The organism is Streptomyces sp. HSW2009, from assembly GCF_040240285.1.
GTDB lineage: Bacteria > Actinomycetota > Actinomycetes > Streptomycetales > Streptomycetaceae > Streptomyces.
On the sequence record NZ_JBEHZD010000128.1, the window covers coordinates 1 to 15,769 of the forward strand.

Consider the following 15,769-nt stretch of genomic DNA (forward strand, 5'->3'; position numbering starts at 1 on the left):
GGGGGCGCCGAGGGGGCGCGGGGGGGGGGCGCGTCGGGGGGGGCGGCCCCCCCCCCCACCCCCACCCCGGGGGCGCGGGGGGGGCGGCCGACGAGGCCGGCGAGCGCCTGCGACATCCAGCCGTGCCGGGCCGCGTCACGGACCACGATGACCAGCTCGCGGCCGTTGGCCGGGCCGAGCGCGACCCGGTCGAGCAGGTCGGCGGCGCCGGCGAGTTCGGACTCGGTGATGCGCACCGACGTGGTCTCGGGGCGCAGCGCGCGCAGCGGGTCGGCCACGCCCCAGGGGGTGCGGCCGTCTATGGCCAGGCTCATCGTCGGGGACAGCTCGACCACGTGCGGGGCGCCGGCCAGCGGCAGCCCGGCGGCGCCGTCCTTGCGGCGCACCCGCACCGCGCGACGCGCGGCGACCAGGCCGATGTCGGAACCGTCGGCCAGGGTGTCGGCCTGCCGGGCCAGCTCCGCCGACCAGCTCGCGAACGCGCCCACCCGCTCGGCGGCCTCCGCCAGCCGCTGCTGCGGCAGCGTGCCGTCCAGCACCGCGTCCACCAGCGCCTGCGCGAGGTCGACGGTGGTGGACTCCGCGGCGCTCTCGCCGCCCACGCACACCGCGTCGGCGCCGGCGGCCACCGCCTTGACGGTGGCGCCCGTGATTCCGTACTTCTGCGAGACGGCGCCCATCTCGATGCCGTCGGTGACCACCAGGCCGGTGAAGCCGAGCTGGTCGCGCAGGATGCTGTTGATGACGGCCGGGCTGAGGGTGGCGGGCAGCTCGGGGTCGTAGGCCGGGATGAGCATGTGTGCGGTCATGACCGTACGGGCACCGGCCTCGATGGCCGCGGTGAACGGCGGCAGCGCGACCCGGGCGATGGTCTCCGCGTCGGCGGTGAAGTTCGGCAGGTCGTGGTGGGAGTCGACGTTGGTGTCGCCGTGGCCGGGGAAGTGCTTGGCGCAGGCGGCGACGCCCGCGCTCTGGAGGCCGCGCACCCAGGCGGCGGTGTGCCGGGCCACCAGCTCGGTCTCGGCGCCGAACGAACGCACGCCGATGACCGGGTTGGTCGCGTTGGAGTTGACGTCGGCGCTGGGCGCGTAGTCCAGCGAGACGCCGATGGCGCGCAGCGCCCGGCCGATGTCGCGGGCCACCTGCTCGGTCAGGTCGGTGTCGTCGATCGCGCCGAGCGCCAGGTTGCCCGGCCAGGAGGCACCGGTGCGCACGTCGAGCCGGGTGACGTCGCCGGCCTCCTCGTCGATGGCGACGATCAGCTCGGGGTTCTCGGCGCGCAGTTCGGCGGTGAGCGCGGCGACCTGCTCGGGGGTCTCGATGTTGCGGCCGAAGAGCACCACGGACCCGAGGCCGTCGGCGATGCGGCGGCGCACCCAGTCCGGCGCGGTGGTGCCGACGAACCCGGGCTGGAGCACGGTGTTGGCCAGCCTGGTGAGTTCCGGGTGGCTGCTGCTTGCCATGAGGGGACCTCCGAGATGCGGGTGGTGGGCCGACGGATCGGACGGCCGGGCGACTTGGAGCAGACCAGCCGGATATTGGCCTGTACCAATCCGCGATGTCAAGGAAGCTGCGGGCCGGGAATTGCCGGGAAAGGGGAGGTCAGAGTGGGGGTTTGGGCAGGGGGCGGGGGCTGCGCCGCACTGGCCCATCGGCCCGCGCCCCGCCGCATCCGGCACCGGACCAGCGACTCCTGCCGGCCCCGTGCCCCGATGCCCCGGGCGCGTCCCCGCCCCGGGCGGGGAAACGTCGGCGCCCACCGGGGCACCGACCCGCCCCCGCCCGGATCGGTGTGCGCCGGCGCGCGGACGGCACCGGCGGGCGTCCCTCCGCGGGGACCGCACGGTGTGCGGGTACGGGGCGTACGGGCTGCGCAGGGACCGCGTACGGGCTGGTGAGCGGGGTGCGCGGGCGGGCTGCGGCGGGCCGCGGCTGGTCGGGGCGGGGCCTGCGCGGGAGGCTTCGACGGTGCGGTGCGGGGCCCGTGGTGGCGGACTGCGGGGTGGGCCGGTGGTGGCTGCGGGGTGGGTGGCGTACGCGGCGGCCGGGGGTGTGGCGGGTGGCGGCGATGGTCGTTGTGGGGGTGGCGGTGATCCGCCGGGTGGGCCGTGGACGTGGGGGTGCGTGGCGGCCCGTCGACCGCGGCCGGTGGGCCGCCCGGCCCGCCCCGGCCGGCGCCCCGCGCGGACGCGAACCGCCATGGAGCGTTCACCGAACGACCACGGGGTGGACATGCCCGCCCTTGTGCCGCGGGGGCTGCCCGTAGGGGCTTGCGGGTGTGGTGGGTGGTGTGGGGGTGGGCGCGGTGGATGGTGAGTGCGGTGGGTGTGGGGTCGTGGGTGGTGTGGCGGGTGTCGGGGGGAGTGGTGGGTGTCGGGCGGGGTGGTGGTGGCCGGGGTGCTGCCCGTACGGGGCGTGCAGTTGCCCGTACCGGGTGGGTGGTGGCCCGTGCCGGCCGCGGGACTGCCCGCGCCGGCCGCGTACGCGCCCCTACCGGCGGCGTGATCGCCGGGCTGTCCGTCTCCGGTCCGGCCGCCCACGTTCCTTGACCTGAAGTCAAGTTGAAGTCCTAGCGTGCCGGGCATGGACATCACTTCAGCAACCACAGCCACAGCCGTATCCGCATCGACAGCCGCAACCGGGGGCGCCGACGCCGTGACGGGCGATGCGGAGAGCGAGGCGCTGCGGGCGATCGAGGCGGTCGTGGCCACCGTCGAACGGACGCAGCGCGCCAAGGACGCCGAGGGCTTCATCGAACTGTTCCGGCCCGACGCCCTGTGGACGACCGCCCACGGCAAGGTGCTCATCGGCCTGGACGCGATCGCCGAGTTCACCCGTGCGGTGCTGCCCCAGTCGAGTTGGGACGGTGACGTCACCTACCGGGTCGCCCACGTCCAGTTCCTGCGGCCCGACGTGGCCGCGGTCAAGGTCCGGCAGGTCTACCACGAGGCCACGGGCGACACGGAGGGCGCGCCGCTGTACGTCATGACCAAGGAGGAGGACGGCTGGCTGCTGCACGTGGGTCAGAACACGCTGGTCGTGGCCTGAGGTCGGCCGGGCGCCGGGTCGCTCGCGGGTGGGGCGGGCGGTGGCGGTCCACCGCCGCCGCACCTGGCGCGGCGGGGCGCAGCCGGTCACCCACCAACCTGCCGGCGCACCAACCCACTCACCGGGCTACTTACTAACCCAGCCACCGACTAACCCAACTACCGACTAACCCACCGGCGCGCCGACCCACCCCCACAGGCGCACCAACCCACTCACCGGGCTACCTACTAACCCAGCTACCTACTAACCCGGCCACCGACTAACCCACCGGCACGCCGCCCCACCCCCCCCCCCCCCCCCCCCCCCCCCCCCCCCCCCCCCCCCCCCCCCCCCACCCACCCGCCCCCCCCCCCCCCCCCCCCCCCCCCCCTCACAACCATCCGTTGCCGGGGGCCCGGCTTGTTGTTTAAAACCCGCCCCCCCCGGGGGGGGGCGGGCCCCCCCCCCGGCCCGGCGCAGCGCAGCGCAAGGTCGCGTTACGCCGGCCCGCCCGCGGCTCACAACACCTTGGACAGGAACGACTTGGTGCGCTCGTGCTGCGGGTTGGTCAGCACCTCGCGCGGGTGGCCGGTCTCGACCACCACGCCGTCATCCATGAAGACCAGCGCGTCGCCGACCTCCCGCGCGAACCCCATCTCGTGGGTGACCACGATCATCGTCATGCCGGACTCGGCGAGGTCGCGCATCACGTCCAGCACGTCGCCGACCAGCTCCGGGTCGAGCGCCGACGTCGGCTCGTCGAAGAGCATCAGCTTGGGCTCCATGGCCAGCGCCCGGGCGATGGCCACCCGCTGCTGCTGGCCGCCGGAGAGCTGGGCCGGGTAGTTGCCCGCCTTGTCGGCCAGCCCGACCCGGTCGAGCAGGGTCAGCGCGCGCTCCCTGGCCACCGCCTTGCTCTCCCGCTTGACCTGCACCGGCGCCTCCATCACGTTCTCCACCGCGGTCATGTGCGGGAAGAGGTTGAAGCGCTGGAAGACCATGCCGATGTCGCGGCGCTGCGCGGCGACCTCGCGGTCGCGGAGCTCGTAGAGCTTGTTGCCCTGCTGCCGGTAGCCGACCAGGTCGCCGTCGACGTAGAGCCGGCCGGCGTTGATCTTCTCCAGGTGGTTGATGCAGCGCAGGAACGTGGACTTGCCGGAGCCCGAGGGGCCGATGAGGCAGAACACCTCGCGCGGGGCGACCTCAAGGTCGATGCCCTTGAGGACCTGCACGGCGCCGAAGGACTTGTGCACGCCCTCGGCCTTGACCATGGCGGTCATGCGCCGCCACCCCCCTTCGGGCCGCGGTTGCCCAGTGACGTGATGTTGGCCCTGACCTTCTGCCAGGGCGTGGGCGGCAGTTGGCGCAGCGAACCGCGGGCGAACCTGCGCTCCAGGTAGAACTGACCGATGCTCAGCACACTGGTGACCACCAGGTACCAGATCGCGGCGAGGAAAAGCATTTCGACCGTGCCGCCGGAGGTCTGGCCGACGTTGGTGGCCGCCTGGAGCAGGTCGTAGTACTGCACCGCGATCACCAGCGAGGTGGTCTTGAGCAGGTTGATGAACTCGTTGCCGGTGGGCGGCACGATCACCCGCATCGCCTGCGGCAGCACCACCCGGCGCAGCGTCTTGGCGTGGCTCATGCCGAGCGCGTGCGACGCCTCCGTCTGGCCCTCGTCGACCGACTGGATGCCGGCCCGGCAGATCTCCGCCATGTACGCGGCCTCGTTGAGCCCGAGGCCGAGCACGGCGGCGAGGAAGGGGGTCATGAAGTCCGACCACTCGTCCTGGTAGATCGGGCCGAGGTTGATGTACTCGAAGACCAGGCCGAGGTTGAACCACAGGAGGAGTTGTACGTACACCGGGGTGCCGCGGAAGAACCAGATGTAGCCCCAGGCGAGGGAGGCGGTGACCGGGTTCTTCGACAGCCGCATGACGGCCAGCAGCACGCCGAGCACCACGCCGAGCGCCATCGCGACGATGGTGAGCCAGATGGTGTTCCGGACGCCCTTGAGGATGTCCTTGTCGAAGAAGTAGTCGGGGACGGCGTCCCAGTTCACCCTGCCCTGGGCGAAGGCGTTGACCAGCAGGGCGAGCAGGCCGAGCGCGATCACCGCCGAGATCCAGCGGCCGTAGTGCCGGACCGGGATGGCCTTGATGGCCTCGGGGGCTGGTGTCGGGTCGCCGGATGGCCCCTTCACCTTGTCGATGTCAACAGTCACTGGTGCTGCCTTTCAGCATGAGCCGGCACGGGCAGTGCGGTCAGGAGCCGCCGTTGATCTTGGCCTCGGTGACGGCGCCGGCCTCGACGCCCCACTTCTTCAGGACCTTCTCGTACGCGCCGTTCTTGATGATCGCGTCGAAGGCGGCCTTGAGGGCGTCGCGGAGCTCGGGGTTGTTCTTGCCGATGGCGATCCCGTACGGGGCGGCGTCGACCTGCTCGCCGACGATCTCGAAGTCGGAGCCGCCGCCCGAGGTCTTGACGGCGTACGCGGCCACCGGGAAGTCGCTGGCCGCCGCGTCGGCGCCGCCGGCCCGCAGCCGGGTCTGGGCCTGTACGTCGTTGTCGAACGCCTCGATGGAGATCTTGCCGTTGCCGTTCTTCTGGCACTCCTTGACCTGGTCCTTGGCCAGATCGTGGGAGACGGTGCCGCGCTGCACGACGATCTTCTTGCCGCACAGGTCGTCCCAGGTCCGGATGGACTGGGTCTTGCCCTTACGCGTGTAGATCGAGACGCCGGCTTGGAAGTAGTCGACGAAATCGACCCCTTCGCTGACCTTCTTGCCCTTTTCCGGGTCGATGCCCTCTTGGCGCTCCTTGGTGTCGGTCATGGCCGACATGGCGATGTCGTACCGCTTGGAGCGCAGGCCGGTCAGCAGGGTGTCAAAGGTGCCGTTGGCGAACTCGAAGCGGACGCCGAGCTCCTTGCCGAGCGCATCGGCGAGGTCGGGGTCGATGCCGACGGTCTGTCCGCTCTTCTTGAATTCCACCGGCGGGTAGGCGATATCCGAGCCCACCTTGATCACGCCCGCATTCTGGACGGATTTTGGCAGCTTGTTGAAGAGTCCCTTTCCGGAGACCGAACCGTCCACCTTGTCCCGTTGGTCGCCACATCCAGTGAGCAGCAGGGCGCCGGCGGCGATGAGGGCTGTGACCGCGGCCCACCGCGATGTCCGAGGGGTGGCCATGCCCGGCCGGCGGGGACTGCTGGCGGTCATACTGGTTCCTCCTGCGGATGTGGGAGACACCGATGGTTCCGGCACGCGTCTTCGAGTGTCGGCACCGTGTGTGATTGGGGCATCTTGCCATCCGGACCAGCGGGTATGGGGGGCCAGCGAGGTCAAAATCGGATAACGGGCGAATCCCGTGGCGGGCCGTGCGAAGGATGTCGGCAGTGACATCCCGGCGGCGACTCGGGAAACACTCGGGGGTGCCGGAATGGTTACTTCCGCATGGGCGCAATGTCTTGGTACGTAAATATTTGGTAGCGGTTGACCTTCTTATGGGGTTATTTCAGGGTTACCGTGCCGTATCGCGACGCAACTCACTCGTTCGGGACTGCGCTTCTCCGGTAAAAAAGACGGTTACACCCCATCACCCGGGGCTCAGGGCACGTGTGCGGCGTGCCCGGCGTTCGACGCACTCCGTCGCGGTCATCCGCGGGGCGGAATACGGACGCGGTGCCCGCCTGCTCCTCAACCAGGGGCGGAAACCCTCACCAGCAATACGACAAAGGGGTCATGAAAGTGTCAGCGGAGATCGTGAATCCTCGCAGTGACAGCGACGACAGGACGGACGAGGAACTCTTCGACCCGGCCTTCGCACTCCACCGGGGCGGCAAGATGGCCGTCCAGGCGACCGTGCCCGTGCGCGACCGGGACGATCTGTCCCTCGCGTACACGCCGGGGGTCGCCAAGGTGTGCAGTGCCATTGCCGAACAGCCCGAACTCGTCCACGACTACACCTGGAAGTCCCAGGTCGTGGCCGTGGTGACGGACGGCAGCGCGGTGCTCGGGCTGGGCGACATCGGCCCGGAGGCATCCCTTCCGGTGATGGAGGGCAAGGCCATCCTCTTCAAGCAGTTCGGTGGGGTCGACGCGGTGCCGATCGCGCTCGACTGCCGCGACGTGGACGAGATCATCGACACCGTCGCCCGGCTCGCCCCCTCCTTCGGCGGCGTCAACCTGGAGGACATCTCCGCGCCGCGCTGCTTCGAGATCGAGCGCCGCCTCCAGGAGCGCGTGGACATCCCGATCTTCCACGACGACCAGCACGGCACCGCCGTCGTCACGCTGGCGGCGCTGCGCAACGCGGCCAAGCTCACCGAGCGCTCGCTCGGCCAGCTCCGGGCCGTGATCTCCGGCGCCGGCGCGGCCGGTGTGGCCATCGCCAAGATCCTCGTCGAGGCGGGCATCGGAGACGTCGCGGTCTGTGACCGCAAGGGCGTCGTCTCGGCCGACCGCGGCGACCTCACCGACGTCAAGCGTGAGGTGGCGGGCTTCACCAACAAGGCGGGTCTGTCCGGCTCCCTTGAGCAGGCGCTGGACGGCGCCGACGTCTTCATCGGGGTCTCCGGCGGCACCGTCGCCGAGTCCGCGGTGGCGACCATGGCCAAGGACGCGATGATCTTCGCGATGGCCAACCCGAACCCGGAGATCCACCCGGACGTGGCGCACAAGTACGCCGCCGTGGTGGCCACCGGGCGCAGCGACTTCCCGAACCAGATCAACAACGTGCTGGCCTTCCCCGGCATCTTCGCCGGCGCCCTCCAGGTGCGGGCCTCGCGGATCACCGAGGGCATGAAGCTGGCCGCGGCCGAGGCGCTGGCCGCGGTGGTCGCCGACGAACTCAAGCCCGACTGCGTGATTCCCTCGCCGTTCGACGAGCGGGTCGCCCCCGCGGTCACCGCGGCCGTGGCCGCAGCGGCCCGGGCGGAGGGCGTCGCGCGCCGCTGACGCCCCTGGAGCGGTGACGCCTGCGGAGCGGTGACGTCCTGCGGTACGGGACGTGCCGCCGCAGGCCGTCCGGCGGGCCCGATCCCCGGTGCGGGGATCGGGCCCGCCGTGCTGTGCGACCGGTGGGTGGGGTGCGCCGTGCCGTACGGCCGGGTGGTTCTGTCGGCCTGGCGCTCGGGGTCCCGCCGGATCGTGGCGGCCGGCCGGGTGGTGGGGGCAGCGTCACAGCGCCGCGTGGTTCCGCCGGGCCCGGGGCGCCCCTAGGGTTCGGGGCATGTTCGCTGCCTACGCCGCCCGCATCGACCCTGACCAGCCGCTCGACGGGCTGGAGTTGGGGGAACGCCCCGAGCCGGAGAAGCGGCCCGGCTGGACCACCATCGAGGTCAAGGCCGCCTCCCTCAACCATCACGACCTGTGGTCGCTGCGCGGGGTCGGGCTCGGCGCGGAGAGCCTGCCGATGATCCTCGGCTGCGACGCGGCCGGGGTGGACGCCGAGGGCAACGAGGTCGTGCTGCACTCGGTCATCGGCCAGAGCGGGCACGGCGTCGGCCCGCGGGAGCCGCGGTCCATCCTCACCGAGCGCTACCAGGGCACCTTCGCCGAGCGGGTCACGGTGCCCGAGTGGAACGTGCTGCCCAAGCCCAAGGAGCTCTCCTTCGAGGAGGCGGCCTGCCTGCCGACGGCCTGGCTCACCGCGTACCGGATGCTGTTTACCAACGCCGGCGTGCGGCCGGGGGACGCGGTGCTGGTGCAGGGGGCCGGCGGGGGCGTGGCGACCGCGGCGATCGTGCTGGCCAGCGCCGCCGGGCTGCGGGTGTACGCGACGAGTCGGGACGCGGCCAAGCGGGAGCGGGCGGTGGAACTCGGCGCCGCGGCGGCGTTCGAGCCGGGCGCGCGGCTGCCGCAGCGGGTGGACGCCGTGATCGAGACGGTCGGCGCGGCCACCTGGTCGCACTCGGTCAAGTCGCTGCGCCCGGGCGGCACCCTGGTCATCTCGGGCGCGACGAGCGGCCCGAGCCCGAAGGACGCCGAGTTGAACCGCATCTTCTTCCTTGAGCTCAAGGTGGTCGGCTCGACCATGGGCTCCAAGGACGAGCTGGAGGACCTGCTCAGCTTCTGCGCGACGACCGGTGTGCGCCCGGTGATCGACACGGTGCTACCGCTGGACCGGGCCCGCGAGGGGTTTGCGCGGATGGCGCAGGGCGACCTGTTCGGCAAGGTGGTCCTGACGGTGTGACACGTCGGGTGCCGGTGCCGGTGCCGGTGCCGGGTGCCGCGGGCCGGAGCGGGCGTGCGGGCCGGGCCCGCTGACCCCTCGGGCCGGTGGGCCGTACCCGTCCGCGGCCGGTGTAGGGCGCGCGGAGCTTGGGTGTGCGTACGGGGCGCACGCGGACTCGTACGGGGCGTACGCGGAGTGGTGCGGCAGCGCGGTCGGGCAGCGGGTGCGGCCACGCAGGGGGTGGCTGTGCGTGGGTGGTGCCGTGCGCGGGTGGTGCCCGGACGTGTGGCCCGAACGTCCGGTCCTGGTGCGGGGGTACGCGAGGGTGGGGGGTGTGTCGTGGGGGGTTTGGCGGCTGCGGGGTGGGGTGACCGTGCGGATGGGGCGGGTCAGAGCGTGAGCGCGTACGCCTGCCAGCGGCTGGTGATGCGGGCGCCGAGGAGTTCGGCGGCGCGGCGCAGCGGCGGGTCGGCTATCTCCCGGATGTCCAGGTCGGCCGCTGCTTCGTCGCCCGCGCGCAGGTGGTCGATCAGGCCGGCGATGCCGGCGGCCAGTTCGGACGGCGCGGCGTTTCGCGGCGCGGTGACCTCAAGCAGGGCCCGGCCGTCCAGGAGTCCGGCGGCGAGTTGGGCGGTGAGCGTGCCGTCGGGCGCCAGCAGGTCGAGCACGTGGCCCTGCGGCGCGCGGTCCGCCAGATAGGCGTCGATGCCCGCCGCGTCCCAGGCGGGTTCGACCTCCGCGACATCGACGGGGCGACGGGCCACCGCCCCGTCCGGCTGCTGGTCGGCGACGAGTTGGGCGAGGTCGTCGGGGACGGTGTCGGCCGGGTGCTCGTCCTCGGCGTGCACGTCGTTGTACAGCCGTACGTACGCGTCGACCGTCGGGTGCGGGCACGGCGGAAAGGGCCGCGGGGTGCGGTGCAGGGTCACCTCGGGCAGGGTGCCGGGCGGCGTCCAGGCGCCGAGGTCGGGCACCGTCCAGTGGCGGCCGAGCACGGCGTCAACGCGGGCGCCGAGTTCGTCGGCTGCGCGGCCGATGGGGCTGGTGTCGGGGCCGCTCCAGTTGATGGTGGCGAAGCCGAGCTCCTTGGCGTGGCTCGCGGCGTGCTGCAACAGGAGGGTGAGCAGGGCTATTTCACCGGCGGGCTCGGGCGCGCCGTGCTCCGTCGCGTACCGTCCGGTGGCCAGGCGTCTGCGGACGCCGGCGGCCAGGATGTGGTCGAAGACGACGGCGGCCGACTCGCCCGGTGGCTGCAACAGCCGTGCCCAGCCGAGGAGTTCGCGGTCGGAGCGGGCGACGACCACCCCGCGGAAGGCGAACGCCTCGACCCGGGTGGCCTCCGCCCGCACCGCCGTCGGGGGCGGCGTCGCCGCTGGTAGGCCCAGGGGTGGTGCGGCTGCCTCGGGTGGCTGGTGGGCCGGCGCCGTCGGCCACTCCTCGGTGAGGTCGAGGCCCACGAGGTCGGCCAGTTCCTGCGAGAGCAGGGCGTCGGCCGCGGGGGCCGCGTCGAATTCCACCGTGACGGCGGCGGGTAAGGACATCCGGTTCCCTCTTCCCCATCATCCGTGCCGCACCAGGAGGCACGGCCACTGGATCTCCCAGTACATCCCACGGACGTCGGGTGCACGACCCGCCCAGGGCGGAGATACGACTCCTCCGTAAGGCGGTGGTAGTGCGCCCTGCGGAGTGTGCGCCACGCCCGGGGATCGCCGGCCGCGGGCCGGTCAGTGGGGGTATGGGGGATTCCGCGGCCGGTGGTTACCGGGGGAGGCTGCTCTTCCGCCGGCGGGCTCCGGTCCGTACGGGGCGGGCCCGTTGGTCGGTACCAAGCTGCGCCGGGCGCCGTACCGGCAGGTCAGGCGTGGCGGCGCGGGGGGAGTGGCCGCCCCGGCGCGCCCGGGTGGTGCGGGGGCAGCCGATGGCTGCGATGCGCCCGCTGCGGAAGGGAAGCGGAGGGGGAGTCGTCAAGTGCGGGAGTCTCCTTCCGGTGCGCCGCCTCGTACTCCGCGGGAAGTACGGGCCGGGCCGATTCATCCGGCGGGGGCGGTCGGTGTCCGCTCCGTGGAGCGTTTGGCGGCGAACCGCCGGGCCTTGTTGCGGTTGCCGCACACCCGCATCGAGCACCAGCGCCGGCTGCGGTTCTTGGACACGTCCCAGAACACCCAGGCGCAGCCGTGCTCCGCACAGCGCTTGCGGCGGGCCACGTCGCCGGTGATGGCGACTTCGCCCCAGGCCGCGGCGACGGCGGCCAGGGCCCGCCGGACCGGTGGCAGGTCGGGGTGCGGGTGCAGGTGGGGGCGTGGGTGTGGGTCGGTGGGGGAGGTGGGGCTGCCGGTCGTTCCGTCAGTGGCCGGGGGCGGGGTGACGGTGGTGAGCAGCGGGAGTGCGCGCAGTGCGCGTTCCGCCTCGGCGAGCAGCTCCGGTGCCGGCCGGTCCCCGACCGGGATGCCGAGCCGTTCGCGCAGCCCGGCGCGGAGTTGCAGGGCCAGGACGTGGTCGGCGGGGTCCGTCGGGTGCGGCGCGGTCAGGAGCCGGTGTTCGACGAGCCAGTCGGCGAGCTGCTCGGGCGTACTGAGGTCGTCGGTGTCCAGCTCGACATCGACGGTGTTGGCGAACGCCTCGACGAGTCGGGCCGCCGCGGGTTGCTCGTGCATGGGGGTCGCCCTTTCGTCCGGCGGTCCTCGGCTCCGCGGGTGCGTCGTCCGCGGGCTGCTGTGTCGTACGGGCCCGGGGGTCGGGGCCGGGGCCGGGTTCGGCTCCCGGGCGGGGCGCGGCGGCTGCCAGTGGGGCTTGGCGGCTGCCGGCTGGGCTCGACCTGTTCCAGCCTACCCCGTTCTAACCGGTAAACGCGTTGACCGGTTGACCCCTGCCTTGGAGCCATGTCAGGCTGCCGGCGTAACCAGTCAAAGTCGATAGCCGGTTATTCTGCCGTGCCGTGCCGTGCCGTGCCGGAGGTGACGTGAGGAGGGGGCTGCTCGATGGGTGGGGAAATGGCGTCCGCGGGGGTGTCCGTGGTGGAGGTGGAGTCCGGGTCTGGAGCGGGGGAAGCGCCCGGGGCGGAGGGTGCGCCCGGGGTGGAGGGGGTGGCGGGGGAGCGTCGGTCTGCGGTGTCACCGGTGGGGGAGGCGGGGCAGGCAGGGCAGGCGCGGTCTGAGGGGTCGCGGTTCGGACGGCGGCAGCGGTCCGGGCAGCCGAGGCCCGGGCAGCCGCGGTCGAGGAACGCCGTGGTGCTGCTGGTGTTCACCGCGGTCACCAACCTCGCGGACGGGGTCACCAAGATCGCGCTGCCGTTGCTGGCGGCCCGGATCACCTCGTCGCCGGCCCAGATATCGCTGGTCTCGCTCGCCCTGACGCTGCCGTGGCTGTTGGTCGCGTTGCATGTCGGGGTGGTCGTTGACCGGGTGGACCGGCGCCGGCTGTTGTGGCTCGCCGACGGGATGCGGCTGCTCGCGGTCGGTGGCCTGCTGGCCGCACTCGCGGCGGACGGCATCGCCCTGTGGGGGCTGGTGCTGGCCGGGGTGGTGCTGGGGGTGGCCGAGGTGATCGCGCTGACCGCGGCGGCGGCGCTGGTACCGGCCGTGGTGCCGCGGGCCGAACGGGAGCGGGCCAACGCCTGGGTGGCCGGCACGGAGACGGTGGCCAACGAGTTCGCCGGGCCGTTCGTCGGCGGGCTGCTCGTCGCCGCCGGCACGGGCCTTGCGCTGGGCGCCAGTTGGGTCTCCTATCTCGCCGCCAGCCTGGTCCTGCTGCTGCTCACCGGCCGGTTCCGGGCGGTCCGGGGCGACCGGGCTGACCGGGCCGACGGGGCTGACGGGGCGGACGGGGCGGACCCGGGCGGGCCGGCGGCGCCGGGCGCCGGGCGGGGCGGGCACGGGTCCGTGCACGCCGAGATCGCCGAGGGGCTGCGGCACCTGTGGCAGCACCGGTTGCTGCGCACCATGGCGCTGATCCTCACCGTGCTGTGCGCGAGTTGGGGTGCCTGGCTGGCGCTGATGCCGCTGGTGGCGACCCGGCACCTGGGCCTGTCGGCGGAGCAGTACGGCATCGTGCTGAGCGGGCTCGGCATCGGCGGGCTCGTCGGGGCCGTCACCGTGACCCGGGTGAACCGGCTGCTCGGTCGGCGCTGGGCGATGTTCGCCGATCTGCTCGGTACCTTCGCGATGATGGCCGTCCCCGCGGTGACCACCCGGTGGTGGGCCGTCGCCATCGCTGCCTTCGCCGGTGGCATGGGCGGCACCCTGTGGGCGGTCAACGCCCGTCTGATCGGCCAGAACCTGGTGCCCGAGGCGATGATGGGCCGCTACAGCGGGGTGTCCCGGCTGTTGAGTTGGGGCGCGCTGCCGGTGGGGGCCGGGCTGATGGGCGTACTGGCCCAGTGGTGCGGGGTGCGCGTCGCCTTCCTCGTCTTCGCGGTGGCCGTCGCCGCGACCGTCCCGGTGTTCTGGCGGGTGGTTACGGTGGGGGCGCTGCGCGCGGCGGAGTGAGCCGGTGCGGGTGCCCCTGCCGGGGGCAAGGCTTGGGCCTGGGGCTCGGTTTGGTGGGGGTGCCCTTGCCGGGGCCGGGGCCGGGGCCGGGGCCGGGGCTGAGCCTGGGTCTGGTGCGGGTGCCCCTGCCGGGGTCGGGCCGGTCGGGTGTTGGCTTGTTGCGGGTCGGGCCGTCGGCACCGGTGCGGGGCTGGCCCCCATCGGCCGCCGGCGCCGGGCGGTTCGCCCCGTGCCCTCCGGTGCCCCCGCCCCGTACCCCCGGGCGCCCCGCGCCCCGTATCCCCAGACGCCCCGTGCTCCGTACCCCCGGGGCCGTCGCGCGGCTCAACTCCCCCCCCGGGGGCCGTCGTGCGGCTCAACCACGGGACCCTCCCCGCGCACGCCCCCCAAGAGTGGGCGTCCGGGCCAGGTGGCGGCAGGTGGGCGGGTGGCGCGGCGTGTTCGCGCGCTCTCGCCGGGCATGTCGGCCGCGGGTACGGTACCTAGGGGGTGCGCGGGGTGCTGAGCGAGTCACAGGGATGGGTGAGGCAGACGTCACCGGATGCGGCGCGGCCGGCTCGGGCCAGAGCGGCGGGTCGCAGCGGCGTGCGGGGACTACTCTCCGCGGCCGGTCTGCTGCTCGCCGTCGTCTGTGTCGTCGGGATGTTCATCGGACGCCAGGCCCAGCAACTGGCCACCGGCGAGAGCGCCACCGTGCAGACCGTGGCCCGGTGCGCCGACGGCGGCGGCCCCGGCAACGAGCCCGCGCACTGCGAGGGCGAGTGGCGGTTCGCGGACGGGCGCACCAGCATGGGCGACATTCAGGGGCCCACCGTGGCCAAGGGCGACACGGTGTTCGCCGGCAGCGGGTGGGCCTACGCCTCGCAGACCAGGCTCAGCCTCCAGGTGTGGATTCCGGTGGGGTTGACCTTCGCGTTCCTGGCCGTGGCCGGCGCCTTCTGGTGGATATACCGGCGGGACCAGCGCGCCCTGCTCGTCCTGAAGCCGGCCCCGTCCCCCGCCCACGGCGGCGCGGCCCGCTCCTGACCGGGCGCGTGTGGGCGGGCCGGCTGTACGGCGGGGCGCTCGCGCGGCTCAGGGCGCGGGGACGTTGATCACGCTGCGGTACGGGCGGTAGAGCGTGGGGCCGAGCGGTGTGACGTCGGGGAGGGCGCGGACGGTGTCGGCGAGGTCCTTGGCCGCGGTACTGCCGTTGAACGCCTCCCACGCGTCGAACTCGGTCCACTCCACGTAGTTCAGCACCCGGGAGCCGTCCGTACTGAGGTGGAAGTGGGCCGCGACCAGGCCGGGCGCGGGGGTGGCGGCCGACCGCAGCCCGGCGTGGATCGTGTCGGCGAGTACGCGCTGCGCCTCGGGCCCCGCCGTCTCGAACTCGCCCGTCACGATCGCCCCCACCGCGGGGCCGACCGCCGGGCCGCCTGCGGACCCTGCCGCGGGGGCGCGGTAGCTGTCGTACAGCCGGTAGCGGGTGAGCCCCGGGCGCTCGATGCCGGGCAGTGCGTCGTCGATCGCGCGGACCAGGGCCGGGCGCTGGGTGCGGACGAAGGCGTGGTGGTCCTCGTCGTTCGTCCACTGCGCGTAGTTGAGGACCCGGCTGCCGTCCGTGCTCAGCAGGACGGCGAGCGCCAGCATGGCAGCCGGCCGGTCGAGCCGCTCCCACGAGTCGACCACGGAGTCCGCGGCGGCCCGCTGCTGCGCCGGGTCGCTCACCACCCACGGGCTGACCAGGATCGTGCCCACGTCGGGCCGGCTGACGTACGGGGCCCCGGGGTGCCCGGGCGTCGTGTGCGAGGGGTCGGGCAGGGCGGAGGGCGTCATACGGAACTCCTTGGCACGGGGTGGGGGGGGGGGGGGGGGGGGGGGGGCGGCGCCGCCCCCCGCGGGGGCGGGGGGCGGGGGGGCGGGCGGGCGGGGGGGGGGGGGGGGGGGGGGGGGGGGGGGGGGGGGGGGGGGGGGGCCGGGCGGGGGGGGGGGGGGGGCGCCCCCGGGGCGGGGGTGGGGGCCCCCGGGGGGGGCCCCCCCCGCGCCCGCGGTTACGGGCGTCTGCGGGGCTGGAGCACCCCGTCCACCCAGGCCGCTGC

Annotated in this window: 14 protein-coding genes; 6 read left to right on the top strand and 8 right to left on the bottom strand. The window is 73.6% G+C overall.

Features of this window, described 5'->3' with window-relative positions; all coding sequences use genetic code 11:
• A partial coding sequence (locus AAHZ94_RS12535) for a glycoside hydrolase family 3 protein (RefSeq protein WP_349992917.1) occupies positions 1-1,463 on the bottom strand: 1,463 nt, incomplete at its 3' end.
• Between the two features lie 907 nt (positions 1,464-2,370).
• On the opposite strand from AAHZ94_RS12535, the gene AAHZ94_RS12540 reads away from it, so the two are divergent.
• Positions 2,371-2,505, top strand: a complete 135-nt coding sequence (locus tag AAHZ94_RS12540) for a hypothetical protein (protein ID WP_349992918.1) — start codon at positions 2,371-2,373, stop codon at positions 2,503-2,505.
• 78 nt (positions 2,506-2,583) lie between these two features.
• A complete protein-coding gene (locus tag AAHZ94_RS12545; protein WP_349992919.1) occupies positions 2,584-3,048 on the top strand; it encodes an SgcJ/EcaC family oxidoreductase in 465 nt (154 codons plus the stop codon).
• A gap of 243 nt (positions 3,049-3,291) precedes the next feature.
• Here the strand turns inward: AAHZ94_RS12545 and AAHZ94_RS12550 are convergent, their stop codons facing one another.
• Genes AAHZ94_RS12550 through AAHZ94_RS12565 form a run of 4 tightly spaced genes read right to left on the bottom strand, consistent with a single transcriptional unit; the run spans position 3,292 to position 6,248 of the window.
• Positions 3,292-3,549 (bottom strand): hypothetical protein, encoded by a 258-nt coding sequence (locus tag AAHZ94_RS12550; RefSeq protein ID WP_349992920.1) that lies wholly within the window; start codon positions 3,547-3,549, stop codon positions 3,292-3,294.
• Entirely contained in the window at positions 3,546-4,298 is a 753-nt protein-coding gene (locus AAHZ94_RS12555) for an amino acid ABC transporter ATP-binding protein (protein WP_349992929.1), read from the bottom strand. The genes AAHZ94_RS12550 and AAHZ94_RS12555 overlap by 4 nt, the downstream gene beginning before the upstream one ends.
• A 5-nt stretch (positions 4,299-4,303) precedes the next feature.
• Positions 4,304-5,251 carry an amino acid ABC transporter permease gene (locus AAHZ94_RS12560; protein WP_349992921.1) on the bottom strand — a complete coding sequence of 316 codons (948 nt, stop codon included), beginning with the start codon at positions 5,249-5,251 and terminating at the stop codon, positions 4,304-4,306.
• A gap of 40 nt (positions 5,252-5,291) precedes the next feature.
• On the bottom strand, positions 5,292-6,248 hold the full coding sequence (locus AAHZ94_RS12565; RefSeq protein WP_349992922.1) for an ABC transporter substrate-binding protein: 957 nt from the start codon (positions 6,246-6,248) through the stop codon (positions 5,292-5,294).
• A gap of 528 nt (positions 6,249-6,776) precedes the next feature.
• On the opposite strand from AAHZ94_RS12565, the gene AAHZ94_RS12570 reads away from it, so the two are divergent.
• Positions 6,777-7,985, top strand: a complete 1,209-nt coding sequence (locus AAHZ94_RS12570) for an NAD(P)-dependent malic enzyme (RefSeq protein WP_349992930.1) — start codon at positions 6,777-6,779, stop codon at positions 7,983-7,985.
• Between the two features lie 274 nt (positions 7,986-8,259).
• Complete coding sequence (locus AAHZ94_RS12575) at positions 8,260-9,222, top strand: zinc-binding dehydrogenase (RefSeq protein ID WP_349992923.1); 963 nt, start codon at positions 8,260-8,262, stop codon at positions 9,220-9,222.
• A gap of 371 nt (positions 9,223-9,593) precedes the next feature.
• On the opposite strand, the gene AAHZ94_RS12580 is transcribed toward AAHZ94_RS12575, so the two are convergent.
• Complete coding sequence (locus tag AAHZ94_RS12580; RefSeq protein WP_349992924.1) at positions 9,594-10,745, bottom strand: hypothetical protein; 1,152 nt, start codon at positions 10,743-10,745, stop codon at positions 9,594-9,596.
• Between the two features lie 489 nt (positions 10,746-11,234).
• The gene (locus AAHZ94_RS12585; RefSeq protein ID WP_349992925.1) at positions 11,235-11,858 is read right to left on the bottom strand and encodes a CGNR zinc finger domain-containing protein; all 624 of its coding nucleotides are present in this window, start codon (positions 11,856-11,858) and stop codon (positions 11,235-11,237) included.
• Positions 11,859-12,428: 570 nt separating this feature from the next.
• Between AAHZ94_RS12585 and AAHZ94_RS12590 the strand changes: the two genes are divergently transcribed.
• Both AAHZ94_RS12590 and AAHZ94_RS12595 read left to right on the top strand, forming a co-directional pair.
• Positions 12,429-13,688 carry an MFS transporter gene (locus tag AAHZ94_RS12590; RefSeq protein WP_349992926.1) on the top strand — a complete coding sequence of 420 codons (1,260 nt, stop codon included), beginning with the start codon at positions 12,429-12,431 and terminating at the stop codon, positions 13,686-13,688.
• 585 nt (positions 13,689-14,273) lie between these two features.
• The gene (locus tag AAHZ94_RS12595; RefSeq protein ID WP_349992927.1) at positions 14,274-14,714 is read left to right on the top strand and encodes a hypothetical protein; all 441 of its coding nucleotides are present in this window, start codon (positions 14,274-14,276) and stop codon (positions 14,712-14,714) included.
• Positions 14,715-14,762: 48 nt separating this feature from the next.
• Here AAHZ94_RS12595 and AAHZ94_RS12600 read toward each other — a convergent pair.
• The coding region (locus tag AAHZ94_RS12600; protein ID WP_349992928.1) for a hypothetical protein at positions 14,763-15,769 on the bottom strand (1,007 nt) is incomplete at its 5' end.

What these genes read in the sequence shown, in the direction of transcription:
- AAHZ94_RS12585 (WP_349992925.1), bottom strand. Translation starts at nt 11,858, where the DNA reads ATGCACGAGCAACCCGCGGCGGCCCGACTCGTCGAGGCGTTCGCCAAC.
- AAHZ94_RS12555 (WP_349992929.1), bottom strand. Translation starts at nt 4,298, where the DNA reads ATGGTCAAGGCCGAGGGCGTGCACAAGTCCTTCGGCGCCGTGCAGGTC.
- AAHZ94_RS12575 (WP_349992923.1), top strand. Translation starts at nt 8,260, where the DNA reads ATGTTCGCTGCCTACGCCGCCCGCATCGACCCTGACCAGCCGCTCGAC.
- AAHZ94_RS12545 (WP_349992919.1), top strand. Translation starts at nt 2,584, where the DNA reads ATGGACATCACTTCAGCAACCACAGCCACAGCCGTATCCGCATCGACA.
- AAHZ94_RS12580 (WP_349992924.1), bottom strand. Translation starts at nt 10,745, where the DNA reads ATGTCCTTACCCGCCGCCGTCACGGTGGAATTCGACGCGGCCCCCGCG.
- AAHZ94_RS12565 (WP_349992922.1), bottom strand. Translation starts at nt 6,248, where the DNA reads ATGACCGCCAGCAGTCCCCGCCGGCCGGGCATGGCCACCCCTCGGACA.